Origin of the sequence: Pantoea sp. Pa-EAmG (genome assembly GCF_030024295.1) — a bacterium.
Lineage (GTDB): Bacteria > Pseudomonadota > Gammaproteobacteria > Enterobacterales > Enterobacteriaceae > Pantoea > Pantoea dispersa.
In genome coordinates this window covers 1-15,807 of sequence record NZ_JASEWO010000110.1, presented here as the reverse complement: position 1 = coordinate 15,807, position 15,807 = coordinate 1, and the positions used below count along the sequence as shown (strand labels likewise).

Genomic DNA, 15,807 nt, shown 5'->3' with positions numbered 1-15,807 from the left:
AGGCAGGAAACGACACCCGTATGTGATTCCAGGGCGGGTACTGGATATTTCAGATTGCTGAGCGCAGTATGATCATATTGTAAGATAAAACGTTCATGGTCTGCCGTAAAATCCAGTTCCATATCATGCAGCGTGAGGGGGCTAACATAGACAAGCGTATTATTCTGGAGGGCGAATTTTTCACGGCCAATACTATAGCTGCCTCTGGCTTTGTAAAACCACATTATTTCATGTTCGAGATGCATATGTGGCTTGATGTACATTCCACCTTCAGGCACTTTTTCCTGTGCGCGCAATATGTAATTTAACCCGGCTTTCGTTTCCAGTTTTTCGAAGAAATAATCTGATGGTGGCATAGGTTTTTCCTAAAATTCATCTGTTTATCCTGTTATTTTGATACCATATTCTGAGACGATTTAAAAACCGGCATAACTTGCTATTCTTTGAATTCGAGTAGAAAGAGGGGCGGGCAACGCTCCGGACGGATAAGGAGAATAGCGATGTCAAACGTGTGCACCATCGCCTGGGTTTACGGCGTCGTTCAGGGGGTCGGCTTCCGCTACAGTACCCAGCGAGAAGCCGTACAGCTAGGGTTAACGGGATATGCACGAAATATGGACGACGGCAGCGTAGAGGTACTGGCCTGTGGTGAAGAAGAACAGGTTGAGAAGCTGGTGGCGTGGCTGAAAGCGGGCGGGCCGCGAAGTGCGCGGGTTGATAAGGTTTTAACGGAACCGCATCAACCCGGTCGGGAGTACGTTAACTTCGGTATTCGCTATTAAATGCACTTCACCGGCTTAGGCAGGCCGGCAATCTTTGTTGCCTGTTTTGCCGGGCCTTTTGGAAACAGGCGATACAGATAACGGCTGTTACCTTTCTCTTCGCCGAATTTATTGGCCATGGCTTTGACCAGCATACGAATAGCCGGAGAGGTGTTGAATTCGAGATAGAATTCGCGCACGAAACGCACCACTTCCCAGTGTTCGGGGGAAAGTGCAATTCCTTCGTTTTCCGCAATCACCGCTGCCAGCGCTTCGCTCCACTGGCCACTCTCTTTGAGATAACCGTCGTTATCGGTCTCGATCTCTTTGCCTTCAAAACTCAACATAATCATTCACGCATCAGTCAAAAAACCGCAGCAGTGTATCAAAAAACAAAGCCCCGCATAAGCGGGGCCAGGTTTACATTACTGTGGCTTTAATCGCGGCTGGCGAAGCCCAGGATGCTCAGCAGGCTGACGAAGATATTGTACAGCGACACGTACAGGCTCACGGTAGCGCGGATATAGTTCGTCTCACCGCCGCGAATGATGTTGCTGGTTTCAAACAGGATGGCACCTGAAGAAATCAGAATAAACACGGCGCTAATTGCCAGGTGCAGGGCAGGCAGCTGCAGGAAGATGTTTGCCACCATACCCACCAGCACGACCACGACGCCCGCCATCAGCATACCGCCGAGGAAGGACATGTCCTTACGGGTAGTCAGCACGTAGGCCGAGCAGCAGAAGAACACCAGCGCGGTACCGCCCAGCGCCATACCGATAAGGTCGCCCATACCGGCAGACAGATACGCGTTCAGCATCGGCCCCAGGATGTAGCCCAGGAAGCCAGTGAAGGCAAACGCAGACAGAATACCAACCGGTTTGTCAGCGGTTTTGTAGGTCAGGAACATCAGACCATACATCCCCACCAGCGTCAGGATCAGCCCCGGAGACGGCAGCATCAGCACGGTGCTGGCCGTGGCGGTGATAGCGGAAAACGCCAGCGTCAGGCTGAGCATGAAATAGGTGTTGCGCAGCACTTTATGCGTGCTGAGTAGCGATGTGCGGTCGCGTGAAGAACTTACAATACGATCCATGAGTCACTCTCTTATGACAGATGTAATTAACGGCAAGAATAGGAAACGGGACGCCAGACTCAAAATGGTTTTACCCATCTTTACTCAGCGCCTTAGCGCCGTGGCTGGTTATTTATTCTACAAAAATGGCATTTGGCAGAATGAACGGCGTTTTAAAGATTTTATCCAGATCGGGCTCTTATAGGTTACTGAAAAATATTGCGTTATTACAGCCGCGGCGCTAAGAGTTATTGCGGGATCGTCAGAATACAGACAATAAGGCGAAGGAAATGAAACCACAAACACGCAATATCTTTACACTCTCTTTGGTCACCGCCGCGCTTCTCGGTGCGAGCGCACCCTCCTGGTCCGCCAGCGTGCCGGCAGGGACTGAGCTTGCGCAAAAGCAGGAGTTGGTCCGCAACAACGGTAATGAACCGGCGTCGCTGGATCCACATAAGGTGGAAAGCGACGTCGAATTCAATATTATCAGCGACTTATTCGATGGGCTGGTAAGCGTTTCTCCGAAGGGCGAGATCCAGCCGCGGCTGGCGGAAAAATGGGACAATAAAGACAACACCGTCTGGACGTTCCATTTGCGTCCGGGCATCACCTGGAGCGACGGTACGGCCATCACCGCGCAGGATGTCGTCTGGAGCTGGCAGCGTCTGGTTGACCCAAAAACGGTGTCACCTTACGCCAGCTATCCCGGCAGCATGCACATTGCTAACGCTGCCGACATTGCCGCAGGCAAAAAGTCTCCCGAGACGCTGGGCGTAAAGGCGATTGACGATGCCACGCTCGAGGTGACCTTAAACCAGCCAAACGCGGCCTTCCTGGCGATGCTGGCGCACCCGTCGCTGGTGCCGATTGATAAGGTGCTGGTGGGACGCTACGGCGAGAAGTGGACTAAACCTGAGCACATTGTCACCAGCGGGGCGTACAAACTGTCGCAGTGGGTGGTGAACGAACGCATCATCGCTGAGCGCAACCCACACTACTGGGATAACGCCCATACCGTCATCAATAAAGTCACCTATTTGCCCATTACCTCCGAGGCTTCGGACGTCAACCGCTACAAGGCGGGCGAAATCGATATCGTTTATACGGTCCCGATCAACCAGTTTGCGCTGCTGAAAAAAACGCTGGGCAGCGAGCTGGACGTTTCGCCACAGCTTGCAACCTACTACTACGAATTCAACACCGCTCGTCCGCCGTTCAACGATGCCCGCGTGCGCAAGGCGCTGAACCTGGCGCTGGATAAAGAGATCATTGCGGAGAAGGTGTTGGGGCAGGGGCAGCGTCCCGCCTGGCTTATCAGCCAGCCGGATATCGGCGGCGTGACGTTAAAAAACCCGGATTATGCCAGCTGGCCGATGGACAAGCGCATTGCCGAGGCGAAAAAGCTGCTGGCAGAGGCCGGATTTAATGCCGATCATCCCCTCAGCTTTAATCTGCTCTATAACACCTCCGAATCGCATCAGCGCATTGCAATCGCCGCCAGCTCAATGTGGAAGAAAAATCTCGGCGTGGAGGCGAAGCTGCAAAACCAGGAGTGGAAAACCATGCTGGATACCATGCACACCCACAACTTTGACGCGGTGCGCTACGCGTGGATTGCAGACTACGACGACGCCTCCACCTTCCTGAACAACTTCCGGACCGGCGATAGCCAGAATACCACCCAGTACAGCAATCCAGAGTATGACCAGGCGATGATAAGCGCCGCTAAGGCCAAAACGGCGGAGGAGCGCGGTACGTTTTATCAGAAGGCGGAAGATCTGCTGAGCCGCGACGTGCCAGCCATACCGGTTTATCACTACGTTCGTACGCACCTGGTGAAGCCGTGGGTCGGCGGGTTTACGCCGGATAAGCTCGGGTACTACTACACCAAAGATATGTACATTAAGAAGCACTAAGCCGTAGCGGGGAGATTTTGTGCTGAGAAAATGGCCGATTTGTCGTCTATTCAACCGATTAAACGCATTTTGGCTATTTTTCGGGCGAACGATAAGGCTGATGCTTTACAGGGCGCGGGCAGGTGTTTATAGTTCGCCTCACTTAGGAAGCGTGGCCGAGCGGTTGAAGGCACCGGTCTTGAAAACCGGCGACCCGAAAGGGTTCTAGAGTTCGAATCTCTACGCTTCCGCCAAATTTAAACCCCAGGTTGCTCGTCAACCTGGGGTTTTTCTTTTGCGTTGGCCGATCCGGCTCACACTTTTATAAAACCGCTATTTCCCTGTAAAAATCAGGCGTTATCATTTATGTCGTAAATATCTTTTCATCTCTCACCGAGGCTTTGATGCTGGAGAATGTTTTCATCAGATAATCAGTTTCCCGCTCTTTTCAGGACGGACTGGTTATCGCTGCGCTTAAACCTTACGCACGCACCTGCGGGTGTGGGCTCGTTTTTACGCATGATGATTACACAGGTTTTCCAGTATGAATTTATCCCGTCAGGAACAACGAACCTTACACGTTCTCGCCAAAGGTGGACGTATTGTGCACGTCCGCGACAGTTCTGGCCGCGTCACGTCCGTTGAGTGCTACACCCGTGAAGGGCTGGTGCTGAGCGACTGTACGCTTAACGTCTTTAAAAAACTCCGCACTAAAAAGCTGATCCGATCCGTGAACGGGCAGCCTTATCGCATCAATACCACCGGGCTGAACAACGTTCGCGCCGAGCTGGATAATCGTTAAACGGAATAAACAACGCCACCCTTGGGTGGCGTTGGCCTACGGTGGATCGTGCGAAATATAGGCCGACCCGGCAAAAACAAGAAAGGTGACGTCTAAGAACGGATAAAGGCCAGAATGTCCGCGTTGATCGTATCCGCATGGGTGGTATGCATCCCGTGTGGGAAGCCCGGATAAACTTTCAGTACGCTGTTCGCCAGCAGCTTGTCCTGCAGTAGAGAGGCATTTTTATACGGCACGACCTGATCGTCGTCGCCCTGCAGCACCAGTACGGGAACCGTGATGGCTTTTAAATCCTCCGTCTGGTCGGTCTCTGAAAACGCCTTAATTCCCTCATAGTGAGCCTTGGCACTTCCGATCATTCCCTGGCGCCACCAGTTCTGAATGGTGCCCTGCGAAACGTCGGCCCCGTCCCGATTAAAGCCGTAGAAAGGACCGCTGGCGACGTCGAGGTAAAACTGGGCGCGGTTAGCCGCCAGCGCTTTGCGGAAGCCGTCGAAAACCTCGATGGGCGTTCCACCGGGGTTAGCATCCGTTTTTACCATCAGAGGCGGGACGGCGCTGACGAGCACCGCTTTGGCGACGCGCCCCTGCGGTTGTCCGTACTGCGCAACATAGCGGGCGACCTGGCCGCCGCCGGTGGAGTGGCCGACGTGCACGGCGTTGCGCAGGTCCAGGCTTTCAACCACGGCCGACGCATCGGAGGCATAATGATCCATATCGTGGCCTTCGCTCACCTGGTCCGAACGCCCATGACCGCGACGGTCGATAGCGATAACGCGATAGCCTTCCGCAAGGAAGAAGAGCATCTGGTTATCCCAGTCATCGGCACTTAAAGGCCAGCCGTGGTGAAAAACAATGGGTTGCGCCTCTTTTGAACCCCAGTCTTTGTAGAAAATGTTGACGCCGTCTTTCGTTGTTACGAATGCCATACCGCAAACTCCTCAGTTAAAGGCAAAATGATCGCAGGCTGCAAGGCTGGAATCCTCATAGCCCTGATTGATCCGGCTTTTTCACGTTCACCGTACCGGTAGAACCTTTAAAGTGTAGGAGAAATAATAAAAGAAGAAGGTTTCATTCCCGTTAAAGGTAGCCATACGTGCGCTGGCCGCGGGGGAACAGGCCCTGCATTTTACACCTCGGCTGAATGAGTTTTGCGCAGGCGCGTAGAAATCGAAAAATTCCTGCTTTACAAGGCGCTAATAGGTGTTTATAGTGCGCCTCACTTTGGAAGCGTGGCCGAGCGGTTGAAGGCACCGGTCTTGAAAACCGGCGACCCGAAAGGGTTCTAGAGTTCGAATCTCTACGCTTCCGCCAAATTCGAAAACCCTGCGATAGCACTATCGCAGGGTTTTTTGTTTGCATAAAAAAGCCTGTGTGCTTTTTATGGCGCGGATTTACCGGCGCACAGCTCAGGGTCGAAAACTGTTTTCCAGTCTTTTTGCATATCCACGACGGTCCAGCCTTTTTGTTTTGCCTGCGCCAGTCCCTCAATCAGTTTACCACTGGCGGAAGGATGGCTGTCATAGGCATATTCCCGCGCCGCATCCGTATGGTGTACCAGCAGCCCAAAGGTCTTATAGTCAGGATTGGCTGCGGTATATTGCATCATCGCCAGATCGCCATCGCTGTTACCAAATGCGCCTACTGGCCGTTGCCCCATGAAAAGGTGAATGGCGACAGGCTTGTTCGCCGCATCGTCGTTAAATGCCCCTTTCATCGTTTTACGGAGAGTCGTGCCGTTATCGGTGAGCGAGAATTCGCTCAGGGAGAAAGAGCCGACTACCTGCTCCGGCGGGATCCCGTACATTTTTTGAGAAAGAACGCGCATAAAATCGATCCCGCCACCGGAAATAATCCAGGTTTTAAACCCATTCGCCCGCAGATAATCCAGCAGCTGTCGCATCGGCTGATACGCCATCCGATCGTATCGACAGCCGAAACGCCTGTCTGAATGGGAATCCAGCCAGCTGCTTACGCGCTGTTCAAATTCTTCCGTGGTAATGTTGCTATGAGTTAACGTCAAAAGCTGGATCAGCCCTTTTTCACCTGCGGCGGCAACGGTTTTGATATCGTCACTCAGCACTGCTTTTACCAGGGGATCCTCTTTCCATTCCGAGTGTTCAGGCGCAAGCCGTTTGACCTCATCAAGCGCAAACTGGATCTGAAAGGTCAGGGGCGCTTCCGGCCACAGCGTTCCGTCGTTATCAAAAACAACATACCGCTTTTCGGGTGGAATATAGGTGGCGCGGTCGGCATCGGTGGCGTTCGTCACCCACTCCTCAATCGCGCGCTTAGCCGCCGTATCATTCCATGCTGAGAGGGGATCGGCATGAGCCGTTGCACAAAGGCTGAATAGCAAAGCCGAAAGTAATGTTTTTTTCATTATTGACTCCTGTTTTCAGGGATCTGACCCGGAAGCGAAATGGGGTGCCAGAAACGATGCCACTGGCGGAAAACATAGCGCACGCCGCGGAGCAGGGCACGACGAAAAATAAACAGCAAAGCTGAAAGGATCGCGACACCGACAATGCCAATCGGGATGACCCCTCGTGACGTTCCTGCATCTCCTTTCAGGGCCGATTCCGCACCTGCTGTGCCGGAGGCTGCGAGGTGATATTGACTGCCTGGCAGCTCAGCGGTTTGCCATTGTTGATGCGTGGTATCCCACCAGCGCAGCTTAATGGGCGGTAACGTTACTGTTCCCGTCTCCACCGGCAGATAACGCAGCGTTTCGACCCGTTGCCCCCCCTCAAACTCACCTCGCCCGGATGATAACTGACTGTTTACCGGCGTCAGGCGCTGCGTATGCGTTCCAGGAATGGCATACACCAGCGGCGGGATTTGAACCGGGAGGACACCTTTCGCCTGTACCGTCACCACGCGTTCAATCACATCCCCGGCGCGGAGTACATCCCCTTTACCGCTGCGATAAAGGTTTATCTTCTGGGTCAGCGTCAGCTGCGATGCCGGAAGAAAACGGTCTGGCTGATGAACATCCTGCGGCCAGGATACGGTTTTTTTCAGTTCCGGCAGGGAGACCGTAACCGGAGCCTGTCCCGCACCGGTTAATGTCACCTCAATGGGCGGTAAACGCAGTTCCCCATTGTCCCAGGCGGAAATCTGTCGCTCCATACGCACACCGCTCCAGCTGGTGCTGCCTTCCCGGCGGGTGAGCAGCTGATTGGGCAGTTGAGTAGTCAGCAACGCGCCATTTTCCACGGGAAATACCGGCCATTCCGGCGGGGGATTAAACCAGCTGTCCGTCCAGAAGGTAACGGCCACGCGAACCGGTTGCCCTGGCACCACGTGCTCAGGCGCGACCAGCTCTCGCGTCACCGTCATGGCGGCCTGGCAAGGAAGCACCGCAATGAGTAATAGCCAGATGAGCTTCATGGCGCGTCTCCTGATGGCGTGCGGTAGAGGTTTTCCAGCAAGCCGGCGGGGGAAACGGTGAGGTTTTCATACCATTGGTTAACCTGAGGATTACCGCCTGCCACGGGCTGGATATCTTTCTGCTCCACGCCCTGGTTGGGTTTGAGATCGTGTTTGATCTCATCCGGCTTGTAGTCCTGTTCATCCCCCTGGGCCGACTGGCGGTCTCGCTCCTTTTGTCGAAGCTGCATAATAATCGCGGCGATCTTCTCACGATTGCCCTGCGCCAGCGTCCAGTCAGGGCGAAGGCTTAATGCGCGGTCATAGCTGTTGAGCGCCTGCTGCCACTGTTTTTGCTGAGCGTAGCTGTTCCCCGTCCACAGCAGAACCTCCGGCGTTTGCTCGGCCTGACGGAAGGCGGCGGCTGCGGCGGTAAAATCACCGGCACGATACCAGGCGATCCCTTGTCTGAGAGGGTCGCGAAAGCGTTGTGCGGCGGTGTTGTACTCGCCACGGGAAAAGGCCTGTTGGGCCTGAACATCCGGCCTTATCCAGGCATCAAGCCAGGCGGCATGACCTGCCGGTTGCCAGAACAGCAGAGGGGCAAGCAACACCCAGCAAAATAGCTGACGACGCCAGAAAAAGAGCATAGCCATCATGGGAATAACTAACATCCAGCCGTCGTTACGCCAGTGCAAATCGCTGCGGGATTGATTTTGCGCCGTTAAGGATTGTTGAATATGGCTTTGTATCACGGCGAGATCGCTGTCGTCCGCCGTGACCAGCGTGACGGGGAGCCCTGCGTCACGCACCTGTTCAAACCGGGAGACATTCAGTCGGGTATCGCTACCGCTGGCGGCGTATTTTTCCGGCAACGCGCCACCCTGCGCTGTACCCGGAACCCAGAGCTGCACCGGCAGCGTTTGACGTCCTAACCAGGCGGCATCCTCGGCACTCAGAGTATCCGCAACCAGAATGATGCTGCGGGGTGCGGAAGGCATGTTTTTCAAGGCCAGGGCGACGGCAGGCTGCAGCCCCGATCCTTCCCCCGCAGGCAAAAGCGACGGTGACTGTGCGTGCAAGAACAGGGAATAGAATGTCGTATCTACCGTCAGGGGCGTTGTCAGCCAGGCACCTGTGTTATAGACCACCAGTCCGAACCGGGTGCCGGGCATGGCGGACATCAGCGACATGATTTTATTCTGCATTCGCTGGTGGCGGTTGGGGGCGAGGTCGCTTGCGTACATCGCCGTGTCCTGCTGCAAAATCATCATCACATTGCTCTCCGGCGTCAGCGCGGCGGGAAGCTGGCGCTGCCAGGAGGGACCGGCCAGAGCAAAAACGCCTACGGCGAACAGCCATGGCAGGATTTGCGTCAGTTTTCGATGACGGCCGACAATCAGCGCTTTTGCCAGCGGCTTATCCATTATGCTGTGCCACGCGCTGCGCCCGGCCACCGGGAGCCACCATAAGGCCAGACAGAGGATCAGTAAAAGCAGGCGCCAGGGATGTAAAAAGTGGAAATCGCTCATGCCCATTTCTCCCTGACGACGCGGAGCAGGGTAAAGGTCAGTAGCAGCAGTAAAGCTGCCGCCAGCGGCCACGCAAAGAGGGGGACTCGCCACGACCAGCCGATGCTCTTCACCTGAACGGGCGTGGTGGCATCAATACTCTTCCAGACGGCATCCAGAGACGCGCCGCTGTTTGTCGCCGTCCATGACGTGCCGCCAGTATCGCGGGCAATCTCCTGCAATAACGCCACATCCACTTTGTCATCACCGCTGCTGTTGACATCGCCAAAGGCAATGGTATGCACCTGCACATGGTGACTGGCGGCCAGCTGAGCGGCCAGACGCGGGGAGAGTTGTGATGCCGTATCGTTTCCGTCCGTTAACAGAATAGCCAGCCTGCTGGCGTCGGTATGGGTGTCGCTGTCCAGCAGTTTTACCGTGACCCCCAGTGCATCACCGATGGCTGTTTGTTGACCCGCCATGCCGGGTGAGAGCTGGTCTATTCTTGACTGCAACGCCTGTTTATCTTCGCTCACCGGCGCGAAAGGCCAGGCACCGTTGGCAAAAATCACCAGTCCGATGCGATCGGATTGCCGCGACGCCACGAATTTCTTCACCGACGTCTGAACGGCCTGCAGGCGGGTGAGTGCGCCCTCGACATCATTTTTTTCCATTGAGCCTGACACATCCAGAACCAGCATAATATTGCGCATCGGTTTCTCAATGTGCTGCGGCGGCGAAATATATTCGGGCCTGGCAAGCGCGCATACCATCAATGCCCAGACTCCCCAGAAAAACAGAGCCGGGAGTTTTCCGCTGCGTGCAGGTTGTGCATCCAGCTTCAGTTCCTCAATGAGGCCAGGCAAAAAAGGCACGCGAACGTATTCCCGCACGGCGCGATGGCTGTCCGGCAAAAAACGCCCCAGAAGAGGAACGACCATGAGCAGCCATGCCCAGGGCCAGACAAATTCGACTTGCGAGAGGATGTCAGACATCAGGCAACCCCTCTAACCAGGTGTGCAGTTGCGCGCGTAACGCCGTGGTCCGCACGTCAGATAAGTAATTGTTCGGGTGGCAGTAACGCTGAACCAGCTCCTCACGCAGCGCGTTATCAAGCGGGATCTGGGCTAACCAGCGCGCCGGATCGGTCTGCGCGGCAATCACCTCGCGGGGCTGATGAACCAGCAAAATGCGCTTCATCAGCAATAGCCAGCTGTCCACTGACTGCGGCTGTGCAATTGCGGCAAGCGCCTCGCGTCGCCAGCGATTACGTCGCCACTTCGCCGCGCGGAAAAGGCCCATAACCAGCAGCGCAGCCAGCACGATCCCGCCCAGAATCCACCATCCCGGCGGCAGGGGGAACCATGACGGTGCACCGGGGAGCGACGGCTCTGCCAGCGTAGGTACCGTAAATCCTTTTTCGAGCATTCAGACCCCTTTCTGTAACTGTCTGAGCAAATCGTCAGCCACCACAATGTGATTCACGCGCACGCCGAGCCGCGTCAGGCGTGATGCCTGTGCCGCTAAGCGTGCCGTGACGCTCTGCCGAATACCGTCCTGAAGGGCGGGAGAGAGCGAAAACGCGGTCTCGTGTTCTTCATATCGCGCAGCAAGCTGCCCGTGAGCGGGCATCCGCAGGTGGAGGTCGTCCAGAATGATAAAAGCGCTCACCTCCCCGCGACGGCGCAAGGCGGCAAGCAGTGCATCGCACTCGCGATCGAGATCGTGGAAATCGCTGATAACCGCCACCCAACCGCCGGCTGGGATCAGCCCAATCGCATGACGTAAAATGGCAGAAAGCGACAAGGCTGAATGCGATTCGTGGGGATAGTTATCCGCGACGGCGTGGTTGTATTGAACGAGATCGTCCAGCAGCAGCGGCAAGTTCCCGCTGGGTGTCCGGCATTGACGCAACGCATAGTCGTGGTCGCCAAACACGGCGCTGCCCAGCCGGTCGCCATCGTGCCAGCTGCGCCAGCCAAGCAGCGCGGCAATGTTGGCTGCCGCGACGGATTTGGTCTGACCGCGTGTTGCAAAAAACATGTCCTGACGCTGATCGACCAGTAAAAATACCGGACGCTCTTTCTCTTCGTTGTACAGACGGATCCAGGGCGTGCGCATACGCGCCGTGGCCTGCCAGTCAATCAGGCGAACATCGTCACCGGGCTGGTAGCGACGCAAACTGTCGAAATTGAGCCCCCGCCCCTGTTGGCGTGAGAGTCGTTCACCCGCCAGCGCGCCGGGCGGTATTTGTCCTGGGGGGTTAGCAATCGCGCGCGCTTGCGCTGCAAGCTTGAGTAAGGCTTCGCGACTGACACGAACGGCGCTGCTCATTACGCCACCACGGCATCAAGCAGCATCCGAACGGCATCATCCGGCGTACAATTATCCGCGCTTGCCTGATAGCTCAGCATCAGCCGGTGGCGTAAGACGGCGGGTGCAATCATTTTAACATCGTCAGGCAGTACCGCGTCACGGCCTTCCAGCCAGGCCTGTGCACGCCCACAGCGCTCCAGCGCCAGGGTGCCGCGTGGACTGATACCGAAGGAGAGATACCCAGCCAGAGTATCGCTTACGCGCTGCGGATGACGGCTCAAATCCACGATATTCACAATGTAATTTTCGACGGTTGGCGCAACGTGAATCGCAGAGATAGCCTGCCAGCACTCGGCTATTTCCTGCTGGCTTAGCATGAGCGTTTCCGCCGCGGGGGCGTCGGCGGTGGCCGTCAACTGCTGGTACTTTTGCTGCTGCTCGGCACGCACCAGCTGCATCACTTTCCGTTCGTTCTCTTTGGAGGGATAGTCCACCAGTACTTTCATCAAAAATCGGTCCAGCTGCGCTTCTGGCAGCGGCCAGGTGCCCTCCTGGTCGACCGGGTTTTGCGTGGCAAGCACCATAAACACGCCGGGAAGCGGCCAGGTTTTACCGGCGACGGTGACGTGGCGCTCTTCCATCGCCTCCAGCAGGGCAGACTGCACGCGCGCAGAGGCGCGGTTGATCTCATCGGCGAGAATGATATTGCCGAACACCGGGCCCGGACGAAAACGGAACTGATCTTCTTCCCGGGTCGCGTTTTGCTGATAGATCTCACTGCCGGTAATGTCCGACGGCAGCAGGTCCGGGGTGAACTGGATGCGTCGGTAATCACCGTTAACGTGCCGCGCAAGCTCGCGCACCGCACGCGTTTTGGCAAGGCCAGGCAAACCTTCCAGCAGAACATGGCCGTCGCAGAGCAGGGCGATAATCAGCATCCGTACCAGCCCTTCCTGCCCAATAACCTGTTCGTTCATCCGTTGTTCTAGCTGCAATAACTTCTCACGAGCGATCATCGTTTGAGTCCTGAAAAATCACGTTTCACCAGGGTAGCGAGCCCGACCAGGATCGGCTCGGCGTAATTAAAGAAGGCTTTGATGCCCGGGCAGAGATAGTTGAGGCCCGGCTCACCGTCAGGGGCGCGAACGATGCGGTTTTTCGGGCATTCACCCCAGCACATATTCAGGTAAGGGCAGGCTTTGCAATATTTCGGCAGCGTGTCGCGTTTGCCCATACCAAAGGCCTGCTGGCGCTCTGAAAAGGCCAGGTGTGCCAGTTTGGTATTTTCGATGTTGCCAATCTGGTATTCCGGGTAAACGTAATGGTCGCACGAGAAAATATCGCCGTTCTTTTCGATCGCCAGCCCTTTACCGCAGAACTCTGAGTGCGTACAAATCTGTGCGGGCATCCCCAGCGTTTGAGCGACTGCCGTTTCGAACAGGTTGACCTGCACGCGGCCTAAATCGTTATTTATCCACTCCTCAAATACCGCTATCAAGAAGCGGCCCCAGTCATCCGGATCCACGGACCAGTCGGTCACAATGGAGTCCAGATCGCCGGGATGGGCGCGTCGGCTACCCGTTACCGGAATGGCGTCGTCGTGCCAGAACTGCGGGGCGGTTTGTTTAAAGTCCACCGGTTCCACGCACGGGTTGAACTGCACGTAGGTCGCACCCAGTTCGCGGGTGACAAAGCGATAAACGTCCAGCGGGAAGCGGGCGTTGGTGCGGTTCACGGTGACGAGGGCATTAAAAGGCACGCCATGGCGCTTAAGGGCGTCCACACCCGCCATGACTTTATCGAATGTCGGTTTGCCGCTACGCGTGACGCGGTAGCGGTCATGCAATTCCCGTGGACCGTCGATAGACAGACCCACCAGAAAACGATGTTCTTTGAGAAATTCAGCCCATTTATCGTTCAGCAGGACGCCATTTGTTTGTAAGTCGTTTTCGACGCGCTGACCGGGCTTCTGGTACTGCTTCTGAAACGTAACCACCTTCTGGAAGAACTCCAGCCCCATCAGGGTAGGCTCACCACCCTGCCAGGAGAAGACCACCTGATCGCCGTCCTGACCGTCAATGTACTGGCGAATGAAGTTTTCCAGCACCTCGTCACTCATGCCGGTATGGCGATCCTGATGCAGCAACTCTTCTTTGTGCAGATAAAAACAGTAGGAACAGTCGAGGTTACAGGTCGAGCCGGTTGGTTTGGCCATCACATGAAAACGGCGCTTATATTCAGGGCCTTTGCCGTTATATTTCTCGGCAGAGGGTAACGCTTTTACGGGTAATGTTGTGCTGTACTTCATAGCACCTCCCAGAGAAGAAATAACTGACGATGCGCTCAGGCTTTATAAGAAGGGGGCGGATTGCCTGCGCAATCCGCCGTACTTCCCGTATTACTTGTTAATACCTGAACCTTGCTCCAGCATGGCTGACGCATCGGAAATGGTGAACGAGCCTGGTTTTTGACGTGGCGGGAACTCTTTAAAGGTTGCCAGCATCTCTTTCGCGTATTTCTGCGCACCCCCCATCAGGAACAGGCGGTCGTAGAACCAGGAGTTATAGCCCATACCGTCGCTGCCTTTTTCCAGCGGGTCGATCTCCAGGTCGAAGATCATCGGTGTGCGAAGCTTGGTGAACGGATACTTCCACAGATCCAGACCGGTATGCTCCTGAATCATAAAGTGCGCTTTCCAGCGGCCGTAGCGCATGGCCAGCAGGTCACCGTCATCACTCCAGTAGAAGAACTCTTTACGCTGGTTATCGCCTTTACCCTGCAGGAAATCGAGCTGGTTATACCCGTCCAGATGTACCTTGTAGGTCATGGCGGAGGTTTTATACCCCTTCAACAGCTCCTGTTTGATGTTGGGATCGCCCGCGGCGGCGACAAGCGTTGGGAACCAGTCATAGCTGGCAAACATGCCGTCAACAATGGTGCCTGGCTTGATATGGCCCGGCCAGCGGATCATCGCCGGTACGCGGAAGCCGCCTTCCCAGCCGGTGTTCTTCTCACCGCGGAACGGGGTTTCGCCCGCATCTGGCCAGGTGGCCGTCATTGGGCCGTTATCGGTGGTGTAAATCAGGATGGTATTGTCTTCGATGCCCAGATCTTTAATTTTCTGCAGCACTTCACCAATCATCTTGTCGTGCTCAACCATCCCGTCGGCATACGTCCCCAGACCGGTCGCGCCAATGCTGCCGTCTTTCAGGTGGGTTTTGTTGTGCATACGCGTGGTGTTGAACCAGGTAAAGAACGGTTTCCCGGCTTTCACCTGACGTTCCATAAAGTCGTTGTTGGCCGCCAGCGTCTCTTCATCCACGGTGCCCATACGCTTCACGGTCAATGGACCGGTATCTTCAATCTTGCCGTCTGCGGTACTCTTGATTACGCCACGCGGCCCGAACTCTTTACGGAAGGCCGGATCTTTCGGGTAATCCGGGTTTTCAGGCTCTTCTTCGGCATTCAGGTGATACAGGTTGCCGAGGAACTCATCAAACCCGTGCGCGGTTGGCAGGAACTCGTCGCGGTCGCCGAGGTGGTTTTTACCAAACTGGCCCGTGGCATAACCCAGCTGCTTAAGCGCGCTGGCAATCGTAATATCTTCTTTTTGCAGGCCCTGCGGCGCACCCGGCATACCGACTTTACTCATCCCGGTACGGAATGGCATCTGACCCGTAATAAAAGCGGAACGGCCCGCAGTAGAGCTCTGCTCGGCGTAGTAGGAGGTGAATTTTGCCCCCTGAGCCGCGATGCTGTCGATGTTCGGGGTTTTATACCCCATGGTGCCCTGGTTATAGGTACTCAGGTTCCAGTAACCAATGTCATCACCGAAAATCACCACAATGTTAGGTTTTGAGGCATCTTGCTTAGGGGCATTTTCCGGTGCGGTAGTGGTCGCCGGTGCAGCATATACACTGGACGCAGCGCCTGCAGCCAATGTCAGCAGACTGGCAAGCATTGTCCTTTTAAATGGCACTCTCTTTTGCATGAGGGAAGCTCCGAGGGTTAGGAAGGCAAATTGAGTATAGACAGAGATGAAGTATTGCCATTTTTTCTGATGTAAATTAAA

The 15,807-nt window shown here is 55.5% G+C and carries 15 protein-coding genes, 2 tRNA genes and 1 pseudogene; 5 read left to right on the top strand and 13 right to left on the bottom strand.

Annotated elements, in window-relative coordinates:
* Positions 1-356, bottom strand: a pseudogene (locus QMM04_RS14855) (AraC family transcriptional regulator); the annotation flags it as partial.
* Positions 357-500: 144 nt separating this feature from the next.
* On the opposite strand from QMM04_RS14855, the gene yccX reads away from it, so the two are divergent.
* On the top strand, positions 501-782 hold the full coding sequence (gene yccX, locus QMM04_RS14850) for an acylphosphatase (protein ID WP_108416033.1): 282 nt from the start codon (positions 501-503) through the stop codon (positions 780-782).
* Here yccX and tusE read toward each other — a convergent pair.
* Entirely contained in the window at positions 779-1,108 is a 330-nt protein-coding gene (tusE, locus tag QMM04_RS14845) for a sulfurtransferase TusE (protein WP_182946649.1), read from the bottom strand. The two genes, yccX and tusE, sit on opposite strands and share 4 nt — an antisense overlap.
* Before the next feature lie 89 nt (positions 1,109-1,197).
* The gene (gene yccA / locus QMM04_RS14840) at positions 1,198-1,857 is read right to left on the bottom strand and encodes an FtsH protease modulator YccA (RefSeq protein WP_282996433.1); all 660 of its coding nucleotides are present in this window, start codon (positions 1,855-1,857) and stop codon (positions 1,198-1,200) included.
* Positions 1,858-2,126: 269 nt separating this feature from the next.
* Here yccA and QMM04_RS14835 point away from each other — a divergent pair, with 269 nt between their 5' ends.
* The 3 genes from QMM04_RS14835 (at position 2,127) to QMM04_RS14825 (ending at position 4,536) form a co-directional block, all read left to right on the top strand.
* The gene (locus QMM04_RS14835) at positions 2,127-3,755 is read left to right on the top strand and encodes an ABC transporter substrate-binding protein (protein WP_088207542.1); all 1,629 of its coding nucleotides are present in this window, start codon (positions 2,127-2,129) and stop codon (positions 3,753-3,755) included.
* Positions 3,756-3,900: 145 nt separating this feature from the next.
* Positions 3,901-3,988: transfer RNA gene (locus QMM04_RS14830), tRNA-Ser, on the top strand.
* A 290-nt stretch (positions 3,989-4,278) separates the two neighbouring features.
* On the top strand, positions 4,279-4,536 hold the full coding sequence (locus QMM04_RS14825; protein WP_028019199.1) for a YjhX family toxin: 258 nt from the start codon (positions 4,279-4,281) through the stop codon (positions 4,534-4,536).
* Positions 4,537-4,628: 92 nt separating this feature from the next.
* Here the strand turns inward: QMM04_RS14825 and QMM04_RS14820 are convergent, their stop codons facing one another.
* Positions 4,629-5,465 carry an alpha/beta hydrolase gene (locus QMM04_RS14820; protein ID WP_010429396.1) on the bottom strand — a complete coding sequence of 279 codons (837 nt, stop codon included), beginning with the start codon at positions 5,463-5,465 and terminating at the stop codon, positions 4,629-4,631.
* A 297-nt stretch (positions 5,466-5,762) separates the two neighbouring features.
* Here QMM04_RS14820 and QMM04_RS14815 point away from each other — a divergent pair.
* Positions 5,763-5,850, top strand: a tRNA-Ser gene (locus tag QMM04_RS14815).
* A gap of 67 nt (positions 5,851-5,917) precedes the next feature.
* On the opposite strand, the gene QMM04_RS14810 is transcribed toward QMM04_RS14815, so the two are convergent.
* The 9 genes from QMM04_RS14810 to QMM04_RS14770 form a co-directional block, all read right to left on the bottom strand.
* Entirely contained in the window at positions 5,918-6,919 is a 1,002-nt protein-coding gene (locus QMM04_RS14810; RefSeq protein ID WP_282996432.1) for an HAD family hydrolase, read from the bottom strand.
* On the bottom strand, positions 6,919-7,929 hold the full coding sequence (locus tag QMM04_RS14805) for a BatD family protein (RefSeq protein WP_042719211.1): 1,011 nt from the start codon (positions 7,927-7,929) through the stop codon (positions 6,919-6,921). Before QMM04_RS14805 ends, QMM04_RS14810 begins: the two co-directional genes overlap by 1 nt.
* Positions 7,926-9,440: a tetratricopeptide repeat protein gene (locus tag QMM04_RS14800; RefSeq protein ID WP_282996431.1), complete on the bottom strand. Its 1,515-nt coding sequence runs from the start codon at positions 9,438-9,440 to the stop codon at positions 7,926-7,928. The genes QMM04_RS14805 and QMM04_RS14800 overlap by 4 nt, the downstream gene beginning before the upstream one ends.
* The gene (locus QMM04_RS14795) at positions 9,437-10,414 is read right to left on the bottom strand and encodes a VWA domain-containing protein (RefSeq protein WP_282996430.1); all 978 of its coding nucleotides are present in this window, start codon (positions 10,412-10,414) and stop codon (positions 9,437-9,439) included. Before QMM04_RS14795 ends, QMM04_RS14800 begins: the two co-directional genes overlap by 4 nt.
* Positions 10,407-10,847, bottom strand: a complete 441-nt coding sequence (locus QMM04_RS14790) for a DUF4381 domain-containing protein (protein ID WP_282996429.1) — start codon at positions 10,845-10,847, stop codon at positions 10,407-10,409. Before QMM04_RS14790 ends, QMM04_RS14795 begins: the two co-directional genes overlap by 8 nt.
* Complete coding sequence (locus QMM04_RS14785; protein ID WP_282996428.1) at positions 10,848-11,753, bottom strand: DUF58 domain-containing protein; 906 nt, start codon at positions 11,751-11,753, stop codon at positions 10,848-10,850.
* Positions 11,753-12,751 (bottom strand): MoxR family ATPase, encoded by a 999-nt coding sequence (locus tag QMM04_RS14780; protein ID WP_042718728.1) that lies wholly within the window; start codon positions 12,749-12,751, stop codon positions 11,753-11,755. The genes QMM04_RS14785 and QMM04_RS14780 overlap by 1 nt, the downstream gene beginning before the upstream one ends.
* Positions 12,748-14,043 (bottom strand): anaerobic sulfatase maturase, encoded by a 1,296-nt coding sequence (locus QMM04_RS14775; protein ID WP_176586906.1) that lies wholly within the window; start codon positions 14,041-14,043, stop codon positions 12,748-12,750. The genes QMM04_RS14780 and QMM04_RS14775 overlap by 4 nt, the downstream gene beginning before the upstream one ends.
* A 90-nt stretch (positions 14,044-14,133) precedes the next feature.
* A complete protein-coding gene (locus QMM04_RS14770) occupies positions 14,134-15,726 on the bottom strand; it encodes an arylsulfatase (protein WP_042718758.1) in 1,593 nt (530 codons plus the stop codon).
* Positions 15,727-15,807: the final 81 nt, after the last annotated feature.

What these genes read in the sequence shown, in the direction of transcription:
- QMM04_RS14770 (WP_042718758.1), bottom strand. Translation starts at nt 15,726, where the DNA reads ATGCAAAAGAGAGTGCCATTTAAAAGGACAATGCTTGCCAGTCTGCTG.
- yccX (WP_108416033.1), top strand. Translation starts at nt 501, where the DNA reads ATGTCAAACGTGTGCACCATCGCCTGGGTTTACGGCGTCGTTCAGGGG.
- QMM04_RS14820 (WP_010429396.1), bottom strand. Translation starts at nt 5,465, where the DNA reads ATGGCATTCGTAACAACGAAAGACGGCGTCAACATTTTCTACAAAGAC.
- QMM04_RS14780 (WP_042718728.1), bottom strand. Translation starts at nt 12,751, where the DNA reads ATGATCGCTCGTGAGAAGTTATTGCAGCTAGAACAACGGATGAACGAA.
- QMM04_RS14810 (WP_282996432.1), bottom strand. Translation starts at nt 6,919, where the DNA reads ATGAAAAAAACATTACTTTCGGCTTTGCTATTCAGCCTTTGTGCAACG.
- QMM04_RS14805 (WP_042719211.1), bottom strand. Translation starts at nt 7,929, where the DNA reads ATGAAGCTCATCTGGCTATTACTCATTGCGGTGCTTCCTTGCCAGGCC.
- QMM04_RS14835 (WP_088207542.1), top strand. Translation starts at nt 2,127, where the DNA reads ATGAAACCACAAACACGCAATATCTTTACACTCTCTTTGGTCACCGCC.
- QMM04_RS14775 (WP_176586906.1), bottom strand. Translation starts at nt 14,043, where the DNA reads ATGAAGTACAGCACAACATTACCCGTAAAAGCGTTACCCTCTGCCGAG.
- QMM04_RS14825 (WP_028019199.1), top strand. Translation starts at nt 4,279, where the DNA reads ATGAATTTATCCCGTCAGGAACAACGAACCTTACACGTTCTCGCCAAA.
- QMM04_RS14800 (WP_282996431.1), bottom strand. Translation starts at nt 9,440, where the DNA reads ATGAGCGATTTCCACTTTTTACATCCCTGGCGCCTGCTTTTACTGATC.
- tusE (WP_182946649.1), bottom strand. Translation starts at nt 1,108, where the DNA reads ATGTTGAGTTTTGAAGGCAAAGAGATCGAGACCGATAACGACGGTTAT.
- yccA (WP_282996433.1), bottom strand. Translation starts at nt 1,857, where the DNA reads ATGGATCGTATTGTAAGTTCTTCACGCGACCGCACATCGCTACTCAGC.
- QMM04_RS14790 (WP_282996429.1), bottom strand. Translation starts at nt 10,847, where the DNA reads ATGCTCGAAAAAGGATTTACGGTACCTACGCTGGCAGAGCCGTCGCTC.
- QMM04_RS14795 (WP_282996430.1), bottom strand. Translation starts at nt 10,414, where the DNA reads ATGTCTGACATCCTCTCGCAAGTCGAATTTGTCTGGCCCTGGGCATGG.
- QMM04_RS14785 (WP_282996428.1), bottom strand. Translation starts at nt 11,753, where the DNA reads ATGAGCAGCGCCGTTCGTGTCAGTCGCGAAGCCTTACTCAAGCTTGCA.